The 23,566-nt window shown below is 57.2% G+C and carries 20 protein-coding genes; 3 read left to right on the top strand and 17 right to left on the bottom strand.

The genetic code is table 11. The features are described from left to right. Nucleotides 1–37 precede the first annotated feature (37 nt). The 3 genes from pnp to DMP06_RS03080 all read right to left on the bottom strand — a co-directional run bounded on the left by pnp (nt 38) and on the right by DMP06_RS03080 (nt 5,192). Complete coding sequence (gene pnp / locus DMP06_RS03090) at nt 38–2,278, bottom strand: polyribonucleotide nucleotidyltransferase (RefSeq protein WP_181443014.1); 2,241 nt, start codon at nt 2,276–2,278, stop codon at nt 38–40. 455 nt (nt 2,279–2,733) lie between these two features. Beyond that, on the bottom strand, nt 2,734–3,024 hold the full coding sequence (gene rpsO / locus DMP06_RS03085) for a 30S ribosomal protein S15 (RefSeq protein WP_123208281.1): 291 nt from the start codon (nt 3,022–3,024) through the stop codon (nt 2,734–2,736). A 1,085-nt stretch (nt 3,025–4,109) separates the two neighbouring features. Continuing rightward, nucleotides 4,110–5,192 (bottom strand): hypothetical protein, encoded by a 1,083-nt coding sequence (locus tag DMP06_RS03080; RefSeq protein ID WP_148042483.1) that lies wholly within the window; start codon nt 5,190–5,192, stop codon nt 4,110–4,112. Nucleotides 5,193–5,591: 399 nt separating this feature from the next. Here DMP06_RS03080 and DMP06_RS11310 point away from each other — a divergent pair, with 399 nt between their 5' ends. Further along, complete coding sequence (locus tag DMP06_RS11310) at nt 5,592–5,876, top strand: hypothetical protein (protein WP_148042482.1); 285 nt, start codon at nt 5,592–5,594, stop codon at nt 5,874–5,876. Nucleotides 5,877–6,053: 177 nt separating this feature from the next. Here DMP06_RS11310 and DMP06_RS03075 read toward each other — a convergent pair whose 3' ends face one another. The 3 genes from DMP06_RS03075 to ileS form a co-directional block, all read right to left on the bottom strand. Then, entirely contained in the window at nt 6,054–7,001 is a 948-nt protein-coding gene (locus DMP06_RS03075; RefSeq protein ID WP_123208279.1) for an RluA family pseudouridine synthase, read from the bottom strand. A 1-nt stretch (nt 7,002) separates the two neighbouring features. Then, on the bottom strand, nt 7,003–7,638 hold the full coding sequence (gene lspA, locus DMP06_RS03070) for a signal peptidase II (protein WP_245962351.1): 636 nt from the start codon (nt 7,636–7,638) through the stop codon (nt 7,003–7,005). A gap of 246 nt (nt 7,639–7,884) precedes the next feature. Continuing rightward, nucleotides 7,885–10,725, bottom strand: coding sequence for an isoleucine--tRNA ligase (ileS, locus tag DMP06_RS03065; protein WP_123208278.1), 2,841 nt, complete (start codon nt 10,723–10,725; stop codon nt 7,885–7,887). Nucleotides 10,726–11,063: 338 nt separating this feature from the next. Here ileS and DMP06_RS03060 point away from each other — a divergent pair, with 338 nt between their 5' ends. Then, nucleotides 11,064–11,933: a DegV family protein gene (locus DMP06_RS03060; RefSeq protein ID WP_123208277.1), complete on the top strand. Its 870-nt coding sequence runs from the start codon at nt 11,064–11,066 to the stop codon at nt 11,931–11,933. A 105-nt stretch (nt 11,934–12,038) separates the two neighbouring features. On the opposite strand, the gene dut is transcribed toward DMP06_RS03060, so the two are convergent. The 3 genes from dut to DMP06_RS03045 form a co-directional block, all read right to left on the bottom strand. Continuing rightward, nucleotides 12,039–12,485: a dUTP diphosphatase gene (dut, locus tag DMP06_RS03055; RefSeq protein WP_123208276.1), complete on the bottom strand. Its 447-nt coding sequence runs from the start codon at nt 12,483–12,485 to the stop codon at nt 12,039–12,041. Nucleotides 12,486–12,632: 147 nt separating this feature from the next. After that, nucleotides 12,633–13,085 carry a transcriptional regulator NrdR gene (gene nrdR / locus DMP06_RS03050; protein ID WP_123208275.1) on the bottom strand — a complete coding sequence of 151 codons (453 nt, stop codon included), beginning with the start codon at nt 13,083–13,085 and terminating at the stop codon, nt 12,633–12,635. A gap of 144 nt (nt 13,086–13,229) precedes the next feature. Beyond that, on the bottom strand, nt 13,230–13,523 hold the full coding sequence (locus DMP06_RS03045; RefSeq protein WP_123208274.1) for a hypothetical protein: 294 nt from the start codon (nt 13,521–13,523) through the stop codon (nt 13,230–13,232). A gap of 238 nt (nt 13,524–13,761) precedes the next feature. Here DMP06_RS03045 and lexA point away from each other — a divergent pair, with 238 nt between their 5' ends. Then, a complete protein-coding gene (gene lexA / locus DMP06_RS03040) occupies nt 13,762–14,436 on the top strand; it encodes a transcriptional repressor LexA (RefSeq protein WP_123208273.1) in 675 nt (224 codons plus the stop codon). Between the two features lie 235 nt (nt 14,437–14,671). On the opposite strand, the gene hflX is transcribed toward lexA, so the two are convergent. From hflX to recA, 8 genes are all read right to left on the bottom strand, one after another. Next, a complete protein-coding gene (gene hflX / locus DMP06_RS03035; protein WP_123208272.1) occupies nt 14,672–15,991 on the bottom strand; it encodes a GTPase HflX in 1,320 nt (439 codons plus the stop codon). A 12-nt stretch (nt 15,992–16,003) separates the two neighbouring features. After that, nucleotides 16,004–16,960: a tRNA (adenosine(37)-N6)-dimethylallyltransferase MiaA gene (miaA, locus tag DMP06_RS03030; protein ID WP_245962350.1), complete on the bottom strand. Its 957-nt coding sequence runs from the start codon at nt 16,958–16,960 to the stop codon at nt 16,004–16,006. Further along, nucleotides 16,953–18,308 (bottom strand): tRNA (N6-isopentenyl adenosine(37)-C2)-methylthiotransferase MiaB, encoded by a 1,356-nt coding sequence (gene miaB / locus DMP06_RS03025; RefSeq protein ID WP_123208270.1) that lies wholly within the window; start codon nt 18,306–18,308, stop codon nt 16,953–16,955. The genes miaA and miaB overlap by 8 nt, the downstream gene beginning before the upstream one ends. A gap of 51 nt (nt 18,309–18,359) precedes the next feature. Beyond that, nucleotides 18,360–18,698 carry a stage V sporulation protein S gene (locus DMP06_RS03020; RefSeq protein ID WP_123208269.1) on the bottom strand — a complete coding sequence of 113 codons (339 nt, stop codon included), beginning with the start codon at nt 18,696–18,698 and terminating at the stop codon, nt 18,360–18,362. An 85-nt stretch (nt 18,699–18,783) separates the two neighbouring features. After that, nucleotides 18,784–19,863 (bottom strand): ATP-binding protein, encoded by a 1,080-nt coding sequence (locus DMP06_RS03015; protein WP_123208268.1) that lies wholly within the window; start codon nt 19,861–19,863, stop codon nt 18,784–18,786. A 5-nt stretch (nt 19,864–19,868) separates the two neighbouring features. Further along, nucleotides 19,869–21,413, bottom strand: coding sequence for a ribonuclease Y (gene rny / locus DMP06_RS03010; protein WP_123208267.1), 1,545 nt, complete (start codon nt 21,411–21,413; stop codon nt 19,869–19,871). Between the two features lie 209 nt (nt 21,414–21,622). Then, the gene (locus DMP06_RS03005) at nt 21,623–22,186 is read right to left on the bottom strand and encodes a regulatory protein RecX (protein ID WP_123208266.1); all 564 of its coding nucleotides are present in this window, start codon (nt 22,184–22,186) and stop codon (nt 21,623–21,625) included. A gap of 264 nt (nt 22,187–22,450) precedes the next feature. Further along, nucleotides 22,451–23,476, bottom strand: coding sequence for a recombinase RecA (gene recA / locus DMP06_RS03000; RefSeq protein ID WP_123208265.1), 1,026 nt, complete (start codon nt 23,474–23,476; stop codon nt 22,451–22,453). Between the last annotated feature and the right edge of the window lie 90 nt (nt 23,477–23,566).

Below are 23,566 nucleotides of genomic sequence, written 5' to 3'. Positions count from 1 at the left end.
GGTTTACAGAAAATCCCACGTCGGACGCTCGAGTTAACTACTGTTCGTCACGGTGACGGCGGCGCGGGGTACGGCCATCGCCATGAGAGCCCTGAGACTCACGGTTGCTGCGGCCAGGACGGCGATCGCGATGCTCGCGACCAGGACGATCCTCGCGCTCGCGATGCGGAGCGGCCGCGCTGCCTTCGGGGGCCTCAGGCTTATCCAAGCGGTCAAGCGAAATCTTGCCGGATTTGGGATCGATCTCGATGACCTGCACCTTCACGATATCGCCCATGTTGAGGACGTCCTCCACCTGGCCCACGCGGCCGTTGGCCATACGGGAAATGTGCAGCAGGCCGTCCTTGGAGGGCGTGAGCTTGATGAACGCACCGAAGCTCTGGATGCCCACCACGGGACCCTCGTAGACCTCGCCCACCTCGGGCTCCTTCACGATAGCCTCGATCTGGGCGCGAGCGGCGCGACCGGCATCCTGGTCAACCGCGGCGATGTGAACGGTGCCGTCCTCCTGGATGTCGATAGAGGCGCCGGTGGCATCCTGAATGCCGCGAATGGTCTCGCCGCCCTTGCCGATAACCTCACGAATCTTGTCCACCGGAATATGGATGGTGTCGATGCGCGGCGCAGTGTCACGCAGCTCCTCGCGAGGCGCAGGAATCTGCTCAAGCATGGCAGACAGGATGAAGTGGCGACCTTCCTTGGCCTGCATGAGGGCGCGACCCAAGATCTCGGTGGACAAGCCCTTGGCCTTGTTGTCCATCTGCAAAGCGGTGATGCCGTGCTCGGTGCCGGTGACCTTGAAGTCCATATCGCCCAGGAAGTCCTCGAGACCCTGGATGTCGGAGAGAATCACCACGTCGTCGCCCTCTTTGATGAGGCCCATGGCGATGCCGGAAACAGGCGCCTTGATGGGCACGCCCGCATCCATGAGGGCCAGGCAAGAGCCGCAGGTAGACGCCATCGAGGAGGAGCCGTTGGACTCCAGGACCTCGGAAACCACGCGAATGGCATAGGGGAACTCGTCCTCGGAGGGAAGCACGGGCAACAACGCGCGCTCGGCCAGGGCGCCATGGCCCACCTCGCGGCGCTTGGGAGCACCCATGCGGCCTACCTCGCCGGTGCAATACGGCGGGAAGTTGTACTGATGCATGTAGCGGCGGTGATCCTGCGGATCGATGGTATCCAGTCGCTGCGCCTCGTTGAGCAGGCCCAGGGTGCACACGGAGAGCACCTGCGTCTGACCGCGCTGGAACAGGCCAGAGCCATGCACGCGCGGCAGGTAGCCCGGGCGAATGTAAAGCGGGCGAATTTCGTTGGCCACACGTCCGTCGGCGCGCTCGCCAGTCTCGATGACCATTTTGCGCATCGCGTGCTTCTCGAGCGCCTTGCATGCGGCTGCGATGTCGCTCTTCCAGGCCTCACGCTCCTCGTCAGAGAAGTCGTTCTCCTTGATGGCGTCCTTGAGGGCCTCCACCTTTGCCATGCGGGACTGTTTGTCGGCGTCCTTAAGCGCAGCGCTCATCTCGTCGAAATGCGCATTCACACGCTCGGCGATGCAGGGCTCGGGCTCGTGGATGGGATACGCGACGGGCTCGGGAGCAACCTTCGCCAAGAACTCGGCCTGCTTCTCGCAGAACGCGGCGATGGCCTCCTGACCGAACTCCATGGCGGCCAGCATGTCCTCCTCGGTGACCTCCTGGGCGCCGGCCTCCACCATGGAGATGTAGTCCTTGGTGCCGGCAATGGTGAGCTCCATGTCAGAGATCTCCTGCTCGGCGTAGGTGGGGTTCACGATGAACTCGCCGGTTTCCTTGTTGCGGGCAATGCGCACGCAGGCAGCAGGACCGTCGAACGGGGTGCCGCCGCACAGAAGCGCAGCCGACGCGCCTCCCACGCAGATGCAATCGGGCGGGTTCTGGCCGTCGATGGCAAGCGTGGTGGCCACAATGTGAACCTCCTGCTTGAAGCCGTCAGCGAAGCCGGGGCGAATGGGGCGGTCGATCATGCGCGCGGTAAGCGTGCCCTTGTCGGACGCCTTGCCCTCGCGCTTGAGGTAACCGCCAGGAATACGGCCGACGGCATACATCTTCTCCATGAAGTCAACCGTCAGCGGGAAGAAGTCGTAGTCTTTCTGCTCCTTGGACACTACGGCCGTGACAAGGCAGGTGGTCTCCCCCTGCGTGACCAGCACGGCGCCGGTGGCCTGCTTGGCAAGCTCGCCGGTTTCCAGGCGGTACTGCTTGCCGTAAAGCTCAAAGCTCTCGACGATCTTTTCCATGTGTTTGCTCTTCTCTTTCTCTTCTTCTTCGGGGCGCATGCCCTTCACGCGCCCTCGCGAGCAGCGCAGGCCCCTGCCCACGCCGACCGAGTGCGATCGACATCTTTCCGGATCCTTCGACCGCAATGCTGCATTGCTGCAGTGTATGCGGCATCGCATCATTCGCGACATCAAAGCGCACCTGGATTCTCTCCGCCCAAGCTGCGCGTTGAAACCTTGCTGGACGTGAAACGTCCAAGTCGCTCGTTGAAGCATTGCTGGACGTGAAATGCCCAAATGCGCCGGTTGCCGCTCCCTCTCACTGAACCATCGATGGCCTACCCTCACCGAATCGTCGAAACTCACAGTTCTGTGGGATTCTCCATCGCGGGCCCAAGGGGTCACAGCCGGTAAATCACGAACACGCATCCTCCGCATACGCAAAAAGCCCGCTTAGCGCGGGCTTAGTGCTTGAACTAGATGTTGTCGCGAATGCCGAGCTTCTTGATGAGAGCACGATACTCTTCGATATCGCGCTTCTTGATGTAAGCCAGCAGACGACGACGCTTACCGACGAGCATCAGAAGACCGCGGCGGGTGTGATGGTCCTTCTTGTGGACCTTCAGGTGCTCGGTCAGGTTCTTGATGCGGACGGTGAGGATGGCAACCTGGACCTCGGAAGAACCGGAGTCCTGCTCGTTCTTGCCATACTCCTTGATGATCTCTTCGATCTGCTCCTTGGAGATGGAGCGGGTTTCCTGAGACATGTGTCCCACCTTTCTTGGGGCTTGCGCCCTTCGGCGGCCGTTGCAAGCCGCATGTACAGATTCGCCCTTGGCCGCGAAGCCATGCAGGTGGTGCGTGGAATCAAGGCTGAGGGTATTCCGGCGCGCCGCGCAGACCCTCCCAACCGTGCAATGCAGACGGATTGTGCAATTGCGCCAGATGCATGCTAATCCGCGCAATAGGTGGGCGACCCAAAAGACGTGCCGAAAAGTGCAACTTGTGCAGTATAGCGCGAAAACGCCCTGCGTCAACAGACTTTTCGCACGTCAACGCGACCTTCATAAGAGGCAAGCCTGCATCGATGTCCAGAATCACCAGCCTTCGGAAGGCGCAAGGTGCCCTTCAGCGCATCCCTCCGCACCAAACAGTGCCCAGGCACCAATGCCGCGCCCGCCATTTGGCGCAGCTCATCTCTCCGCGCCAAACGGCGCCCCTAACACCAACGCCACGCCCGCCGTCTGGCGCAGCTCATCCATCCCGCCCAATACGCCTTCCTCGCGCCTTCTGCTCTATTCCCCACATCTTACACGTAGCTTGCTCTATCGCCCCATTACAGTTTGAGTCGCAGTTAATTCGATGTTCGGGACGACGGTCCAAGATGTCGGATTACGATTGGGGCAAGTCCATAGGGACCCCCTTTGAACGCTCCTAACTCTATTCTGCCCCTTTAGAACGCTCTTTGCTCTATTCTGCCCCTTTAGAACGCTCTTTGCTCTATTTTGCCACTTTAGAACGCTCCTGCTCTATTCCTTGCTCTATTCCTTGCTCTATTCCCTGCTCTATTCTTCTCTTTTTGAGCGTCCGTTGCCCAGCAGTCGGAGAATAGAGCAGCAAATACCTTCCACCAGACACGTCGCCGACCCATGCGCAGAATCAAGCGCGCCTGAACAGGCGATTTGCAATCCGTTGAAATCGCATTATGGACGCAGTCCGCAAGGTCTGCTCTATTCTCGGCATCTCGAACAGGAAATGCCGAACTTTTCGAGAATAGAGCAACTGGGGCAACGCAAGCGCCCGAAATGGACAAAAGGCGCGATGCGCAATTCCATCGAAGAACTCCCCGCGCTCACGACAGGGGATACCCAACCGTCAAAGATCGAACAAGCTCCACCCGCTTCGCCTCAAATCCATCGGGCATCTTTCGAATTCTTCTACCAAGCCGATTCGCAAGTTGCACAGCAAAGTCCGCGAACTTGGCGCCATCGAAAACCGTCTCTTTTGTGAGTACCAACTCGGTATAACCGCACGCACTAAAGATATTTGCCTTGAGCGAATCACGATGTACGCTCTCCTGCCCCGTATGGTAGGGGCCTCCGTGGTATTCAACAACAAGCCGCTTATCTGGCCAGACCATATCGCATTCATAATAAGGGCGGCCATCTTCGTCATAGCGTACGTGCTTCCCGCTCCCTCTTCCAAGCGCTCCTTCCATTGGTTGCGTGCCGTTGAATTTACGCACATCGGGGGTGATTGCCTCGTCGACATACACGGGGTAGTTAAGAAAAGGACGCGGATACGAATACCCGCCATAACGAGGCGGAAGGGTTAAGCACAAAGCCGCAATCGATTCCATTGGGGAACGGCTGCGGGGCAGAACGAATTCAAGCGCAGCCAGAGCCTTTTTAGAACCTGGAAATGAAGCAATCTCTTGGGCGAACATCCTGAGGGATTGGGGGCTTGCCACCGGCCTTCGCGGATAAAGCCTCCTTCTCCTTTGCACCCTGGGCACTGGGCCTGACTGGAACAGCTCTTCTGTTGCATTCACGTCACGAGCGTATATCCCGCACAGCATCATCGCGAACAGTGAAAGCTGCGGCATATTCAGACGGTTGGCCATTTGGACATATGTAAGCTCAGGAGAGCACACCGCAACGCCTGGCGTTATCTCCACAAACGATCCGTTTGGGAAAGCGCGATCGCACGAATGGCACGACAGATTCCGGAAAGACCTCCTGTCGGCCTGCTTCGAAACCAGCACATGGATATCCTCATTGTTTGGGAAGATACCAAGATTGCCCACGAGCTCTAGAGAAGCAGCCAATGGTGGTCGGAGCGCCGAAGAGATGCTGAGCGAGCGCGCAGGAACATCGATGGAGCCGAAAGCATCCCAAAAGCGTGCGGCTGATATGTGAGAAAGCGTTGCGTTCATGCGCACAATGCTAACGTGCCATCGAGGCAAAGCGTACAAGGGCGGAGAAAAATCTCATTCGGGGCTTGCTCCGTTACGTAACCGTTATATTTGGCCAGATGGCGATACGATTTTAGACAGGATTGACCGAAAGAGCGAACAAGCTTTGGCGAGGTTTTGGACAGGTTTCGGCAAGGTTTGGGACAGAATGCGGCAGGCTGGAAGAGATATTGGGTTCTTATGTGAGTCTCGGCGATTGGAGGTCAGGAAAAGACCAGATTGGAAGCCGTTGAGTCGCATGTCATCACGATCGAGCCACGGGATAATTCGGAACGCAGTCTGCGTGAAGCATGCGCAGTGGTTACGGGGGGGGGGAATTTGCTCTATTCCCCGGTTTTCGGGCAAACGGCTCCACAAATCATGGAAATAGAGCAGCACATTGCGTACCGAGGCAATGAACAGACAGACCCAAAATTCATTGCGCATCCTTTATCAGGCATTATGCTGGAATGCCTGATTTTCCTAATCAACGCCCAATCTCCCACGAAAGAAAAACCTGCTCTATTCTCCCCTTCTCCAACATCCGATGCGCAAGATTTAAAGAATAGAGCAGCAATCCCTCCTCAAACAATACCGACTTCCTTGCTGACGCAGTATTTAGACAACACCCATCAGAAAAGCGCCGCATTCGGAAATCATCAATAAGAAAGGCGGCGCATTTGGAAAACGTCCATCAGAAAGGCGCCGCATTCGGAAACGCATCCATCATAAAAGCACCATGCTTGGAAACATCCATCAACGATTACAGGTCAAATCCAAAGACGAGCTGCTGGATTTGGCACACAGCAACGACGCAGAGTAGAAGCACCGAAGCGGGGGTCGCTATTCCCGCGCCTCGAGCACGTCGATGACTTCTTGAAGGTCACGCGGAAGCTTATCCTCGAATTCCATGCGCTCACCAGTAATGGGATGGGTGAACGCAAGCCTATAGGAATGAAGGAACTGACGGTCGAGGCCCAGGTTATCCTTCTTCTGCCAGCCGTACACCGGGTCGCCCACGCAGGGGTGCTTGATGTACTCCATATGCACACGAATCTGGTGGGTGCGACCGGTAAACAGCTTACAGTCGATCAGGCTGTACCCGTCGTCGTTTTTTCCGGGCTCGAAGCGGCGCAGCACCTTGAACGTGGTGATGGAGGGGCGCGCGTTGTCGCGGTCCGAGATCTTCATGCGCATGCGGTCGCGCTCGCCGCGGGCGATGGGCGCATCGACAAGACCGGTTTCAAGGGAAATCCACCCGTGGACAAGGGCGAGGTAATGCCGGTCGACGTCGCGCAATCGGATGTCTTCCATAAGCGCCAGGCCCACCTCGTTGGTTTTGGCGCACAGCATGAGCCCGCTCGTATCACGGTCGAGACGATGCACGATGCCTAGACGGTCCTGCTCGCCCTGCACGTCGCACAGGTTCTCCTTGCCGCAATGGGCAATAAGCGCATTCACCAGCGTGTCGCCATAATGCCCCTCCGAAGGATGGCATACAAGTCCCGCCTGCTTCGAGATGACGAGCAGATAGTCATCTTCGTAGCGAATGTCGAGCGGAATATCTACCGCCTCGAGCTCGGGAGCATGCGGGTCTTCAAAAACCGCGTATTGCAGCATATCCCCCGCCTGAACGCAGGAGCTCTTGCGCGCAAGTTTGCCGTTGAGCGAAGCGCCACCTTCTGCGATGCACTTCGCAGCGGCGGATCGAGTGGGATAGAGCCCCTCCGCGGCCATGAATGCATCGAGGCGCATGCCGGAAGCGTTTTCAGGAACAATGGCGATAGACATGTCAGCCACGAGGCTCCTCCTCTTCCCCATCGACGTTGCTGGCAGCTCCTGGTTCGGAACTCATTTCGAGTTCATTGACGCGCGAAGCGCTCCTCTCGGCGACGACGAAACCAATCACGATGATAACGAATCCGCAGGTTACTCCAATATCCGCGACGTTAAACACCGGGAAATCGATGAACGTGAAGTCGATGAAATCGACCACGAAACCCTGGATGAAGCGATCGAGCGCATTGCCCAAACCGCCGGCAAACACGAGAGCAAGACCCAGCGTTTCCAGCCAGTTCAAACGATGGCCCGCAAAGCGCGGCCACAGCAAGAAGGCAACGAGTATGGCGACGCACACCACACATGACAAAACGCCGAGCGCAAAAGTGGAATCGCCGAAAAGACCCCAAGCCATACCGGTGTTATGCACAAGGCGAAAGCGGAACAAACCGAAATCGCCCGCTGACGCCTGGCCAAGTTCGTACGACCCCTCGAAATACACCTTTGTGAGTTGGTCGAAAATGACCCAGATAACGGCAACGGAGCAAAAGAGGGCCAGAATCGAGGCGGCTGGACGCGAGGGAACGCCCTTTCCGGACGAAACGGACTGTTGCAGCTGTGGATCAGTATGTGAAGAGGAAGCAGTCACCTCGAGGTATCTCCTTTTATCTCTACCTACGCTGACGAACAACGCAGCACGCCAAACTCAAGCGGAATCCCTACGAGCGCATTGTCTAAGACCATGCAGCACATTGGAAAACGTCGCTTGAGCGACATCCGAAAAGAAATGCGACCAACAGGACGCAAAGGAGGGCGCCAACCTATAAGCTGGCGCCCTCGATACTCAGTCTAGACACGAGCTGGGCTTCGCATCGCTCGAGCAGGGCGAAAAATCCTAAGCGAGCTTGTCTAGCACATCGCCGCAACGCTTGCACACGTCGGCATGGTTTGCGTTGCCGCCGAGCTCGCGATGGTTCCAGCAGCGCGGGCATTTCGGCGCTTCGGTTTTTGAAACACTCGCGCGGATCTCCTCGCCATCGGCGGGCATAAGCGTCACCTTGGCAACGATAAAGAGCTCCTCGAGGTCGGCGTCATCGAACGTGGACACGATGTCGACCACCTCAGCAGGCGCCTCGATGGTGATATCCGCCTCCTGCCTCTTGTTGACGACCTTCTCGTTGCGAGCCTCCTCGAGAGCTTTGTTCAAGGAATCGCGCACCTCGAGTAAGACCGAGAACTTCTTCATGAGCGCATCGGCATCCTCGCCCTTAGGCAGCGCGGGGACGAAATCGTCGTCAGTAGGCCAGCCTGCGAGCTGCACGCTTACGGGTCGGCCTTCGCGATTGCGCTCAGATGCGGGGTAATGCTCCCACACCTCATCGCAGGTAAAGCTCAGGATGGGGCTCATCACGCGCACCATCACCTCGAGGATGTTCATCAGCACAGTCTGCGCGGCACGGCGCGACGTGGAATCAGGTGCCTCGGCATACAGACGATCCTTGATGACATCCATATAGATGGCCGAAAGATCGGTGATTACATACTCGTAAAGCGTGCGGAACACCTGGTGAAACTTGTATTCGTCGTAGCCGCGCTCCACTTCGTGCAGCACCTCGCGCAAGCGCAGCATCGCCCATACGTCGATAGGCGTCAGATTCTCGAACGCCACGCCGTCACGCTGCATGTCGAAATCATCCAGGTTACCCAGCAGGAAGCGGAACGTGTTGCGGAAGCGGCGATACGCGTCAGAGGTACGCTGCAGGATCGTGTCGCCGATGGACACATCCACGGAATAGTCGGTGGACGCCACCCATAGACGCAAAACATCGGCGCCGTACTTATCGGTAACTTCCTTGGGGTCGATGCCGTTGCCCTTGGACTTCGACATCTTCTCGCCGTTCTCGTCAACGGTGAAGCCGCAGCACATCACGCTCTTGAACGGCGACTGGCCGAATGCTCCGGTGCCCAATAGCAGCGAGCTCTGGAACCAACCACGATGCTGATCGGAGCCTTCGAGGTACATATCGGCGGGCCAACGCAGGTGATCGGCCTCGGCGCGGTGCTTGAGCACGCCCACATGGCTCACTCCGCTCTCCCACCACACATCGAGGATGTCCTTCTCGGGAATCAGCTCGTCGCAGCCGCACGCTTCGCAATGGGCGTCAGCGGGCAGATAGTCTTTGGGATCCTTGGTAAACCAGGCATCGGCGCCCTCAGTATTGAAAAGGTCGATGACGGCATCGAAGATCGCCTCGTTGGCCGCGGTCTCTCCGCACTTGGCGCACTTGAACACCGGAATCGGAACACCCCAAGAGCGCTGGCGAGAAATGCACCAGTCGGGACGGTCGGCGACCATTGCGCCGATGCGGTTGGCGCCCCATTCGGGGATGAACTGAATATGGTTGTGAATCTGGTCAAGAGCGGCCTCGCGCAGCCCGGTCTTCTCCATAGACACAAACCACTGATCGGTGGCGCGGAAGATGACCGGCTGATGGCAACGCCAGCAATGCGGGTAGCTATGCGAGATTTCCTTGCCAGCAACCAGCGTACCGCGCTCGCGCAGCCATTCGATAATGTGCGGGTTGGCCTCATCGGTATCCATGCCGGCGAAGTAAGGCACGCTCTCCATGAAGCGACCATCGTCGTCGACGGGCATGAGAGTGTCGATGCCGAACTCCTGGCCCACCAGATAGTCCTCGACGCCATGACCGGGAGCGGTGTGAACGGCGCCGGTACCGGCATCAAGCGTGACGTGATCGCCCCAGATAATGCGTCCAGTGCGCTCGAGGATGGGGCACTGGTAGGTTATCCCGTCGAACTGGTTGCCCTTCATGAGCGCCGGCTCTCCGCCCTGCTCCACGATGCGATAGCTTTCCCATCCTGCAGTCTCGGCCACCGTTTCCACCATCTCGTGGGCAAACAGCATATAGACGCCGTTTGCCTCCACGAAGCAGTAATCGATGTCGGGGCCGAAAGATACAGCTGTGTTCGCGGGAAGCGTCCAGGGAGTGGTGGTCCAGATGAGCACGTAAGCGCGGTCAAGATCGACGCCCGCTTCGGCGAAAGCCTGCGGAATCTCATTGAGCTTGAAATTCACGTAGATAGAAGGCGAAGTCTCGTCCGAGTACTCGATTTCCGCCTCGGCGAGGGCGGTATGACAATGTTTGCACCAATGGATAGGTTTACGGCCGCGATACACCGCGCCATCGAGGTACAGCTTCTTGAAAACTTCGACGTTCGCGGATTCAAACGTGGGTTGGAACGTGAGATAAGGATGATCCCAATCGCCGTTTACGCCCAGACGCTTAAAGCCGTCGCGCTGTACGTCAATGAACTTCTCCGCCCACTCGCGGCACATGCGACGCACGGTCGCCTGAGGGAGCTCACGCATCTTCTCGGTACCGAGCTTCTTTTCAACCTCGTGTTCAATCGGCTGGCCATGGCAATCCCAACCAGGGATGTAGGGCGTGAAGTAGCCGCGCTGAGCATGAGACTTGACCACGAAGTCCTTCAGAATCTTGTTAAAGGCATGACCAATATGAATGGGGCCATTGGCATACGGAGGGCCGTCATGCAGGATGAAGGGCTCACCGTCCTTGTTCTTTTCAAGAATGCGCCCATACAAATCCTCTTCCTCCCACTTAGCGAGCCGCTTAGGCTCGTTTTCGGGAAGATTCGCGCGCATGGCGAAATCGGTCTTGGGCAGATTCATCGTGTGCTTGTAATCGTTTCCCATCGTGTACTCCGATCCTCGCTTTCTAAACAGGCCGCACGATGCGGCAAAACCATAAGTTTTGCCATTATAGATAAAAGATGCCCACGCAAAGTGAAGAATAGGAGAAACCTCGCGCAGATGCGCGGTATGACCACGAATCGCACCCAATCGTAAAACCCGTCATTAAATAGTTTTGGATTTAAAAATTGCGAGAAGCACAGGGAGGGGGCGCAGCACGAGCATAAGCCAGAAGGACCGCTCGCCAAACTACATACGCATAAAGAGAAATAAAGAGAAAAACGTTTATACTTTCATGGTAGACGAACAAATGCGACATGCATAAGGCACAAGGAGGAGTCATGGCATATCAGATCGTCACCGATTCGGCATGCAATCTCACCGAAGAGATGATCGACGAGTTTGGACTCGAAATCCTCCCCCTCACGTTTATGGTTGACGGCGTACAGCATCAAAGCTACCTCAAGGGGGAGAAAACCGACCTCAAACAGTTTTACACAATGATGCGCGAGGGCAAAGTAATAACCACCTCGCTTCCAAACATGCAGGAGTCCGAAAAGACCCTGCGGGCGATTGCGGATTCCGGCAAGGACATCCTATATCTCGGCTTTTCGAGCGCGCTTTCGGGCACGTATGCGGCAACGGAACTTTTGCTCAAGCAAATTGCATCCGACTACCCCGATCGCACATTCATCTCCGAGGAGACTTTTGCGGCATCGGGCGGACAGGGCATGCTCGTATACCTCGCCTGCAAAAAAGCGAAAGATGGAGCCTCCATGGAAGAGGTCGCCCAGTTTGTGCGCGACACACGCGACCATCTCTGCCACTGGTTCACGGTGGACGATCTGATGTTTCTGTTCCGCGGGGGCCGCGTAAGCCGCACAAGCGCGTGGGCGGGCACGCTCCTCAATATCAAACCCGTTCTCCATGTGGACAACGCAGGCGCGCTGATCCCTATGGAAAAGGTGCGCGGTCGCAAAAAGTCCATCAAAGCGCTTGTGGACCACATGGAAAAGACCGCCATCGATCCGAAGAGCCAGACGATTTTCATTACACATGGCGACTGCATCGAGGACGTTGAGGCGCTTAAGGCCGAAATCACTGAACGCTTCGGAATCACCGACTTCGTGGTGAACTACGTCGACCCCGTAATCGGCGCGCATTCGGGCCCCGGCACGTTGGCGCTATTCTTCGTCGGCACCGAGAAATAGCAATCGAGCGAGACGCAGACCGAGTTTGCTATAGCGCCGTTGATGGCATCCGCGGCCATCAACGGCGCTTATTATTACTTCGATTTGAGCACGTGGAACCTACGGTTAGGCAACGCCGCTGGATCCGAAGCCGCCTTGGCCTCGTTCGGTCTCATCGAGAGAATCGACCACATTCCATACCACGTTTTCCACCTTCTGAATCACAAGCTGCGCGATACGATCGCCGGGGTTGACTTCAAAAAAGTTGTTAGGATCGAGATTAATGAGCGCGACCTTAAGCTCCCCACGATAATGGCTATCAATGAGGCCAGGGGTATTGAGAACGGTAACGCCCTGCTTGATGGCAAGGCCGCTTCGGGGCTGCACAAAGCCTGCATATCCCTCAGGTATCGCGACAGCAAGACCGGTGGAAACAAGCGCACGCTCGAACGGAGCGAGCGTCACATGCTCGGTAGCACGAAGATCCATGCCGGCGTCGCCCGGATAGGCGTACGCGGGAATAGTCACGTCATCCGTCAAGCGGGTGATATTGATAGAAAGCTGCTGAGACAAAAGACTCTACCGCCTTTCATGAAGAGAAGACAAAACAATTCATAGCACGATACACAAAGACAACCGTCATGCACGGCGGTCATAACGGGCAGTCGTCGTAGCCATCGGCAACCGATAACAACCACGGGAAAGAGAGAATATGAGAATTTATTTCTCCAGCCCCTTCAGAGCCTCTTGGAACTCCTCAAGCGTCTGAAAATCCTTATAAACGCTCGCAAAACGGATGTATGCGACATCATCGAGGCCCTTGAGGTGCTCAAGGACGATATCGCCTAAATCTTTAGAACGAATCTCCATGCGACCGGAGTTGCGAAGCTCAGCTTCGATAGCGTCAATAATCTCGGTCTTTTTCTCATTAGGAATGTTCGGTCGCTTGGCGCATGCAATTGAAATGCCGCGATACAGCTTCTCGCGATCGAACACTTGGCTTGATCCATCCGCCTTTACGACGATGATGGGGTTATCACCCAAGCGCTCATACGTTGTGAAGCGATTGCCACATTTGAGGCATTCGCGACGGCGCCTAATAGAATTGAACTCGTCTGACGGACGAGAGTCGACTACCTTGGATTCTGGATGGCCGCAAACAGGACAGCGCATTCGATCCTCCGTTCGCTCAAAGAGCATAGGGTTCAGTGCGTGCTTATCATACACGCTGAACAAAAAAGTGGGGACCGAACGATAAAATACACGCGACACACAATAAGACAGCAAGACACCGCGCGCCCAAGATCGACGAGAAACCTAGAGGACGATAAGCAGGCCAAGAATGAGGGTGGCAGCACAAGAGGCAAAGATGGCGCCGAATGAAGAGAGAATACGATCGGCGCCAGAAGCGCTGCCATACTTCAGCAAGGAAGGAACTTCGCGCAGGCCCGACGCGGCATAGGCGATGCGAAGATCATCCGTGAAGTACGCATCCTGATAATCGTCCGAAGAGCGACCGTTGCCGCGCAACACCGTAAAACGCGCCTGGGGATCCTCCATCTTAAGAGCGGACGTTCCATCGATGTAGGTATGCATTTCACGAACAGCCATTTTATTGCCTCCGAACTCTTGCAACGAACCTTTGTTCGGATATATAATAAATCGCACAAAAGTTCGTGTCAACGATTTTCTCAAACATTTGTTCGCTCGTTGGCCGAACGTGCGCCAGCCTAGACGCTGCTTCGACGGGCCCGCTTTCATTCGTAAGCGCGAAGCACGCGATGCTGTCGCATCGGCGGAACACGCCGGCGGCCTGAATGGAAAAGCCGCACGAAAGGATTGGAGAGCAATGAGCCAGCCCGAGGTCAAAAACACCAAGAAGATCACGAAGAAGCAGAAGGCCGTTCTCGATTTCATCGAGAAGACAATCGATGAAACTGGAATCGCGCCTACGGTACGCGACATTTGCGAAGGGCTGGGGCTTTCCTCCCCTTCCACCGTGCATGTTCACCTGAAAACCCTTGAGGATAAGGGACTCATCCATCGCGACCCGCTTAAATCTCGATGCATTACCATCGTGGGCCACGAACGCAAAGCACCCAGCGAGCCTGAAATCGATGAGGCTATTGGCTCAGGCAGCTTCTCCAACGTGGTAACGCTTCCTGTCGTTGGCAATGTTGCTGCAGGTATCCCCATTCTCGCCGAGCAGAACGTTACGGAGACCATTCCGCTCCCTACTGAAATCGTGGGCGATGCAAGCTCCTTCTTGCTCAAAGTGCGCGGTGACTCGATGATCGAAATCGGCATTAATGACGGCGATTTCGTTGCCGTAAAGCAGCAGCCTACCGCCAACAACGGCGATATCGTGGTCGCTATGGTAGAAGACGGCGCAACGGTGAAACGCTTCTTTAAGGAGAACGGCTACGTACGACTTCAGCCTGAAAATTCGTCGATGGAGCCCATTATCGTGACCGAGAACGTCTCTATCGTTGGCAAGGTCACAGCCGTATTCCGCCGTTTATAGCGCTCCCCCCCCCTTCGCGCGAAATGCGCAAAGGAAGCGGCCGGACCGCACGTGAATCACTCGCGATTTCAATGGACACACACAAAAGCCTCCGATGCTACATCGGAGGCTTTTTAAGCAAGGCGACACTTTTCGGATGAACGAGGGAGCCTTCCAGAATACAAATACGACATGCCTTCATAGCCAACATCATCCGTGGCGAATTAGCACGACGGCTTATTGCATTTAGACGCCGTCAAGCGGAGACGCTGGTTCCATCTGTCCGAAATTCGCTGAACGTTTTCACAAGATTCTGCGGCACGCGCAACGTCATAACCGTGCCACGCTCCTCGTACGCCTCGGCGATCACAGTGCATTTCGCGTGTGCAAGTGACGTAACATCGCCTCGAGAATAGGGAACGACCACCTCCATCATGCTTTCGCTCGCCGTGGCCGCGCGCTCGATTGCATGAATCAGGTCTTCGCTTCCCTCCCCTGTCTGAGCCGAGACAAACACGGCATCGGGATAGCGCGCAGCAAGGGCGATCCGTTCTGAGCCATCCACAAGGTCGCACTTGTTGAACACGAGAATCCGCGGTATCTCATGAGCGCCGATCTGCTCGAGGGTTTCATCCACCGCAGCCATCTGACGCTCGCGTTCAGGAGACGAAGCATCCACGACGTGAAGAATCAAATCGGCGCCGCGAATCTCATCGAGCGTGCTGTTGAACGCCTCCACGAGCGTGGTAGGAAGCTTTTGGATAAACCCGACGGTATCGGTGAGCGTCACCTCTCTCCCCTCGGGAAGCACGAGCTTGCGCGTAGTGGAATCGAGCGTCGCAAACAGCTTGTCGTAGCTCAAGACCTCGGCACCTGCCAAGCGATTGATAAGACTTGATTTGCCAGCATTGGTGTATCCAGCTTCGGCAACCTTGTAAATCCCGGAGGCATAGCGTGCGGCGCGTTGCGTAGAGCGCATCTTCGACACTTGGGCAAGCTCGCGACGAATCGAAGTAATGCGCTTGCGCACCATGCGGCGGTCGACCTCAAGCTGACTTTCGCCTTCGCCGAAACGCGAGCCCACGCCTCCGCCCATGCGGTTGCTTGCAAGATGGGCCCACATGCCGCGCAAACGCGGATAGAGATACTGATTCTGAGCGAGCCGTACCTGGAGCCTACCCTCCTTCGTAGTAGCGTGAAGAGCGAAGATATCCAAGATCAGCGCCGTACGATCGATCACCTTGACATCTTTAGGCACCACCTTCTCGAGATTGCTCTGCTGGGAAGGGGTGAGTTCCTCGTCGAAGATAACCACATCAGCAGCAAGAGACCGACACATATCCGCGATTTCTTCCGCCTTGCCGCTTCCGACGAACGTACGCGGATTGGGCGCATCGAGACGTTGCGTAGTGGTGGCAACCACCGTGGCACCCGCGGTGTCGGCAAGACGGGCAAGCTCCGCAAGCGACGACTCCACAGAGGTGTCATCCAAGGCGTTTTTGTACTCGATTCCAACAAGAATCGCCCTTTCAAGCCCCTCGGTTAGACTGCTCACTGAAGTATCGGAAAATGACATAGACGCCTCCGGTTATGCGTTGATCATCTGCACTATCGAATCGGCTACGCGACGAACATCGCCATCATCGGCGTTAATCCAGGTGATGCGCGCATCGCCGCGCCACCACGTACGCTGTCGCTTGGCATACCGACGCGTTGCAAGCTTGATCGCCTCGATCGCATCCTCAAGAGAGCACTCTCCGCGTAGAGCTGCAACGATTTCCTTATACCCTATCGCATCGCGGGCCGTGCAGGCGGACTCGAACCCCGCATCGATAAGCCTCTTGACCTCATCCACCAGACCGCTCTCAACCATCATATCAACGCGATGGTCAATGCGCCGCTTGAGAATCTCAGGGTCAACGGCCAAGCCAAAGAATGCAGCGGGGACATATTGGGCGATCGTTGCAAGCCCTTCGTGCTGGCGAGCGTAGCTCACACCGTCTAGCTCGAGCATCTCAAGAGCTCTCAGGACGCGCTTTGCGTTATTCGGATGAATGAGCTGCGCGCTCTCGGGGTCGCGCGTGTTGAGCTCTGTCCAAAGAGCCTGGGAGCCGTGGGCCTCAAGAAACGAATTCCATCGATCGCGAACAGGATTATCCACCTGTTCGCCCTGAGGGAATCGATAGTCATCAATGGCGGCGCGCACATAGAAGCCCGTGCCGCCCACGAGAACCGCCCTCTTTCCACGAGCATCGATATCGCTGAAGCATTCACGCGCGTATTCTTGGAACAAGGATGCAGAATACGCCTCGCCAGGATCAACGATATCAAACCCCCAGTGCGGCACAACGCGCTCAGGCACGGGAAGCTTGCCCGTGCCGATGTCCATTCCGCGATAAATCTGCATCGAATCGGCTGAAACGACCTCGCCATCAAGCGCCGAAGCGACCAGCTGGCCCACATCGGTCTTTCCTGAGGCGGTAGGTCCGACGATGCACACCACGGGACGCGAAAGCTCAAGCCTGTCGCACTCGCCTTTACCCACGAATGATCTCTCCCGACAGATACCACGTCTTCGCTTCGTCGATACGCACGGGAACGATCGTACCCTGAAGCCGTTCGATCGCCATACCCTCAGGAAGCTTCGCATGCACCGTCACATTATGGGGGCTGTGGCCGGTGCACATCGACCCATCGCGCTTCGATGTGCCCTCGATAAGCACGTCAAGCGTGCGTCCCGCGAAACGCTGATTCTGCTCGTGCGCAGAGTCTTGCACCAAGTCAACTAGCGATTCGAACCGAGCCTGAATGACCTCGCGAGGAGTCGTATCCTCCATTTTGGCGGCCGGCGTTCCCTCGCGGCGCGAATAGATGAACGTGAACACCTGGGAATATCCAATGGACTTCACCAGATCGTACGTCGCCTGGAAATCCTCCTCGGTCTCGCCCGGAAAGCCGACGATGATGTCGGTCGAAAGGGAGATATCGGGGCACACGGCACGCACCTTGTCCACAAGTCCGCGATAGTGATCGGCGGTATAACGGCGGTTCATTGCCTTGAGAATCTGATCGCTTCCCGATTGCACCGGAAGGTGCAGTGCGGGCATCAGGTTAGGCAGCTCGCCGAAAAGCGCAATCACCTCGTCGGTGAGATCTTTCGGATGCGAGGTGGCGAAACGTATGCGCTCAACGCCCGTGGCGGACACCCCCCTGAGCACGTCAGCGAAGCGCGGCTCTCCGTACAGATCGCGACCGTACGAATTGACGTTTTGGCCCAGAAGCGTGATTTCACGCACGCCATCGGCAACAAGCGAGCGGGCTTCGGCCACCACGTCTTCGAGCGTGCGCGACCGCTCCCTCCCGCGCACGTAAGGAACGATACAATACGTGCAGAAGTTGTTGCAGCCCACAGTAATAGGCAGCCAGGCAGCCCATGGATGAACGCGCTTGGAAGGCAGGTCGGTGGAAAACGTAGCAGCGGATTCAAGCGTCTCTACGCGGTGGTCGCCCTCCTGAATTGCCTCCTCGAGCAGAAGAGGCAGATGCTCTATATTCTGCGTGCCGAACACCACGTCGACATGAGGGAGCGCGTCGATAAGCTTTTGGCCGTCACGCTGACCGATGCAGCCACCGATGCAGATCATGCGCTTTTTCAAATCGCTGCCGCTAGGGAGCGGGATGTTTTTAATGGAAGCCACCTGGCCCATAAGGCGCACGTCGGCCGCTTCACGGATGCAGCACGTAACGAAAACGGCGATTTCGGCATCCTCGACGGATTCAACCTGAATGGCACCTAGGGATTCGAGCATGCCGGCAATGCGCTCGGAATCATGCTCGTTCATCTGACAACCATAGGTATAAAGACAGAACGTCCGTTCTGACAAAGAAGACATGAGGCCTCGCTTTCAGGCGATGGATATGGACTGCAGCCGCCGCACGAATCGCTACGAGATGCGCGATTCGAAGGAATCGGGGGTCGAAGCGGCGCGTGCGTGCCGGGGTTCAACATCGAACCTTATGGCGGTGCGATATTCCCCGTCGATTACGATGTCAGCGAAAGAGGGAATGCAGACGATTTCGATGCCAATCGGCGACAAGAAGCCGCGAGAGATGGCAATCGCCTTGACCGCCTGGTTAACAGCGCCCGCCCCTACGGACTGAATCTCGACACACGAGCCGTCTTTGATCATGCCGGCAATGGCGCCAGCCACCGAAGCGGGAGACGACTTGGATGAGACTTTGAGGCAGCCGACCTGCGGCTTGCGTTCGACGTCGTTGGACATAAGGTTCCTTTACGGTGTTTCTACTGCGTTTGGTGGTGTATTGCCCTTGCGACACGCTGCGAGCATGCCACAAGGGGTTATTTTACTACAGCTGCTTACGCACGGGAAAGGTCACGTGTACGCTGTCATGCGAAATGCGGATTGCCGGCTCGACGTCCCCTTCCAGGAAATAGCGGTCGGCAAGCTCGCGCCATGCACGTTTGAGATCGGCCGAGAAATCATCCACATCCTCCTGGGCAACTTTAAGGCCTCTGTAATCACGCCCCACTGCGCGCTTGGAAGAACGCGTTCCCGTATCGCCCTCTCGCCTACGTGACAGGGATTCGAGATACGGTGGAAGCGGCTTGATTTGACCTTGCAGTATACGATGGGCGCTTCGTGAAGACATTTCAAGCCCTATGCCGGCGGCGATCTGAGCGAACTGCTGCGAATCGGAAGCGCAGGCCAAACGTTTTGAAGGCGCAACCTGCTCGAAAGAAACCATTCCGGCACTCTGATGAGACGAGCGACCGAATGCAAGCAACGTCGCAGCTATCTCGACGGGGCTTCCGAAATAGACCGTGCATTTCTTTCTGTTCGCCAAGGCGAATTCCGCAACCGTACGCGCAATGTTGTGAGGGCTTGAGCCGACGCTCCAGACGCCATCGAGCGCCTTCACCAAATCGGGAAGCGTACTCTGGTCGCGCCGCTCTGTCACTTTCGTCGTATCGAACGTCACAACGAAAGAGCTACCCTGCCCCGCCGCCGAAGAGGCAATAAACGCCTCCTCGGCATTTGCCTTAATGGAGTACAGCGCCATGCCTCTGCCGTGCACACCCCAATCATCCATGGTCAGAGAGTCGAGCTTTGATGTAACGCGTGGCTCGAACACAGTTTCATGGAGATGCTCGGGTACGCCATCGCCATCGTCAACCATCGTGAAACGACGTATGGATCCGGATTTAGACGCGGCGAAGAAAATGGAGCGCGCATGCGCGTCACGTGCATTGCGCAGCATCTCGATGGCAGCATCTTCCACGCAGCGGATATCCTGCTTCGCCTGGCGGCGCTCCGCCTCGGAAACCCGCAAACGAACGAAGCCGTCCCCGAGGTCGCTCTCGACCCGAAGACGGCTCTCGTGCGTAGCCTGATCTATGAATTGAGAAAGGCCAGAAACGTCAGCCATGGCGACTACTTAGCGTAATCCACTGCACGGCTTTCGCGGATGACAACGACCTTGACCTGGCCAGGATACTGCATCTCGTCCTCGATCTGCTTGGCGATATCATGCGCGAGCACGACAGCGGCAGCCTCGTCCACCAGCTCAGGAACAACCATGACGCGAACCTCGCGACCGGCCTGCATGGCATAGGTGCGTTCGACGCCCTTATGGGCGTTTGCGATCTCTTCGAACTTCTCAAGACGCTTCACGTAGCTCTCGAGGCTTTCCTTGCGAGCGCCGGGACGCGCGGCGGAAACGGCATCGGCGGCTTGAACCAACACATCGAGCACGCTGTTGGGCTCGACATCGGCATGATGGGCCTCGATAGCATGCACGATCTCGGGCTTCTCGCCAAAACGACGCGCAAGGTCGGCACCGATCACGGCATGCGGACCTTCGACCTCGTGGTCGACGGCCTTGCCAAGATCGTGCAAAAGACCGGCGCGCTTGGCAGGAACGGGATCGAGGCCAAGTTCAGCTGCCATAACGCCGCACAGGTATGCGACCTCAAGCGAGTGATTCAACACATTCTGACCGAAGGAAGTGCGGAAACGCAGACGACCCAGAGTGCGCACGAGCTCAGGATGCAGGTCGTGGATGCCCACGTCGAAGGTCGCCTGCTCGCCAGCCTCCTGGACCTGCTGGTTCACGAGCTTCTCCGCCTTGGAGTACATCTCTTCGATACGGGCGGGATGGATGCGACCGTCAGCGATAAGGTTCTCCATCGTGACGCGACCGATCTCGCGACGCACGGGGTCAAAGCAGGAGATGGTAACGCACTCGGGGGTGTCGTCGATCAGCAGATTGACGCCTGTGAGCTGCTCGAAAGAGCGGATGTTGCGGCCTTCGCGGCCAATGATGCGACCCTTGAGATCGTCGGACGGGATATGGATGGTCTTCACCGTAGTCTCGGCAGTGTGATCGGCGGCAACGCGCTGGATGGCAAGGCTCAAGATCTCACGCGATTTCTTATCGGCCTCGGCACGCGTGCGCTGCTCGGCTTCGCGGATGATGGCCGCGCTCTCATGCGTCACCTCATCCTTCAGGCTGTCAAGGAGTTCACGCTTGGCCTCCTCCGGGGTCATGCCGGCGACGTGCTCAAGGCGGGCGCTCACCTCCTGCATGGCCTCTTTCAGATCGCGCTCGCGACGCTCCACCTGACCCTGCATGGAGGACAACTGATGCTCACGCGCATCGAGGCTCTCCACGCGGCGGTCCAGCGATTCCTCGCGCTGATTGAGACGATTCTCTGCGGCGCGCACCTCGCGCATGCGCTCCTTGTTCTCCGCCTGGGCCTCCTGCTTCATCTTGAAGACCTCATCCTTTGCCTCAACAACGGCCTCACGACGCATTGTTTCAGCCTGGCGTTCGGCATCGGACACAAGCTGACGCGCCTCCTCGGCAGCGCGCTTGGTGGACGAGTTTGCGAGATAGCGGGTTATGACGAAACCGACGGCAACGCCGACGATGATGCAAATCACGCCGACGATGACAGGCAACAGTGAATCTGGCATCGGCCTCCCCTTTCTTTCATCTAAATCAAACGGTCTAGGTGTACCGGAAATAAAAAATGCCGGGCATAGAACACCTGGCATGAGCGAAGCGCACGATAGATAAGCATGCGATATGCGATTGTTTATCGAAAGCACCGCAAACATTCGGCGCGAATACACTCAAGCTTGTCTATGATACACCGACTTGAAGCGATTATGAGCGCCGTTCGTCAAAAATACGTAGAGCGGGGAGCTGAACCGAAGCCGGACACCTCTTCTGCATAACGACGGGCGGCATCGTAGGCAACCTGCTGGCTGTAGCCCTTTCCTATAAGCCTACGAAACGCCGCACCGCGCACATCTTTAGAGCGAGACGGCTTGCGGCGCAAAAGCTCCAAAGCGCGTTCGAATTCAGAAGGAGCGTCCTCGGGGAAATACTCATCGGGCCATCCGGGAACGAGCGAAGCATCTATACCGACGCGCTCCAGCTCCGCCACGATGCCCGACCTTCCCCTTCCTTGCGCGATACGTGAACGAATGAGCACGCCAGCATACCTCAGATCATCCACAAGGCCGCATGACACAGCGCGCCGAAGGGCAGATTCGGCATCCTCCGAGGCGAACCCGTCGCGCAAAAGCCGCGCACGCAACTCGCTTTCGCAACGCTCCCTCACAGAGATGAGGCGCTGAATCTTGGCAAAGGCCTTCTCCTCGCCCTCCGATGCCTCGCGCACTACCGGCTCGAGCTGCACGGCAGACAGTTTCGCAAGAAGCTCTTCATCTATAACAGGCATGCTGCCCCCTCAAAACGTCATGGCGAAAGCATCGGTCGAGACCAGGGGCGCATCGCGCGCAAACGAGCCCCTTCCATCGTGGCCGGCACCGCCATCTTAAACACGGATCGGTTGCCGCGGCGCTCGCTTGCAGCGCGAGGCAAAGCATCGCATGCGCTCCATGCGCCAAACAGAGGCGCCCCGCGACCAGAACAGCATTCCGCATCGCGAGGCGCACAGCGCACAGCCAAAACGAGACCATGCGCATAATGGCATTGCCGAGCCCTACTCCTCCGAACCGTGAGGCGTAGGCGCGGGAATATCGAAATGCTCGCGGACCTTACCCTCGATTTCATCGCGTACGTCGGGGTTGGTACGCAGCATCTCCTTAGCGGCCTCGCGACCTTGGCCCAGGCGCTGCTCGCCGTAGGTGTACCAAGCGCCGCTCTTCTTGACCACGCCCGCCTCGACGCCCATATCTACGATGCAGCCCTCGCGCGAGATGCCCGTGCCGTACATGATGTCGAACTCCGCCTGGCGGAAAGGAGGCGCCACCTTATTCTTGACCACCTTGGCACGCACGCGGTTTCCTACGGCATCGCCCGACTTGTTCTTGAGCGTCTCAATACGACGAATGTCGATGCGAACGCTGGAGAAGAACTTGAGCGCGCGGCCACCCGTGGTGGTTTCGGGGCTGCCGAACATCACCCCGATCTTCTCGCGAAGCTGATTGATGAAGATGCAGGTGGTGTTGGACTTGGAAAGCGACCCTGCGAGCTTGCGCAGCGCCTGCGACATCAAGCGCGCCTGCAGGCCGACGCTGCTATCGCCAATCTCTCCCTCGATCTCGGCCTTGGGGACCAATGCGGCAACCGAGTCGACAACGATCGCGTCAATCGCATTGGAGCGGACGAGCATATCGCAGATTTCAAGCGCCTGCTCGCCCGTATCGGGCTGGGAGATAAGCACCTCGTCGATATCGACGCCAATACGAGCGGCATAGGTGGGGTCAAGCGCGTGCTCCGCGTCTATGAAGGCGACGATGCCGCCAAGCGCTTGCGCTTCGGCGATAATCTGAAGCGCAAGCGTGGTTTTGCCGCTTGACTCGGGACCGTATATCTCAACGATACGACCGCGCGGCACTCCGCCGATGCCCAGCGCCGCATCCAGCGGCAGAGCACCCGTGGGAATGATACCCACCTCAAGATTGTTGCCTTGGCCAAGCTTCATGATGGAACCCTGGCCGAACTTGCGCTCGATCTGCTCGGTGGTGAGCTCAAGCATCTTATCTCTATCTTTATCCTGACTCATATATGCTCCTTGCAGCGGATACACGCATTGCCAAACGACGATGAACGCCGCTAAACTTTTGCGTTTCCATTATTACGAACGGATGTTCTC

The sequence above is a fragment of the Slackia equolifaciens genome, from assembly GCF_003725995.1.
In the GTDB taxonomy this organism is placed as follows: Bacteria; Actinomycetota; Coriobacteriia; order Coriobacteriales; family Eggerthellaceae; genus Slackia; species Slackia equolifaciens.
This window is presented reverse-complemented; position numbering and strand designations above follow the sequence as displayed.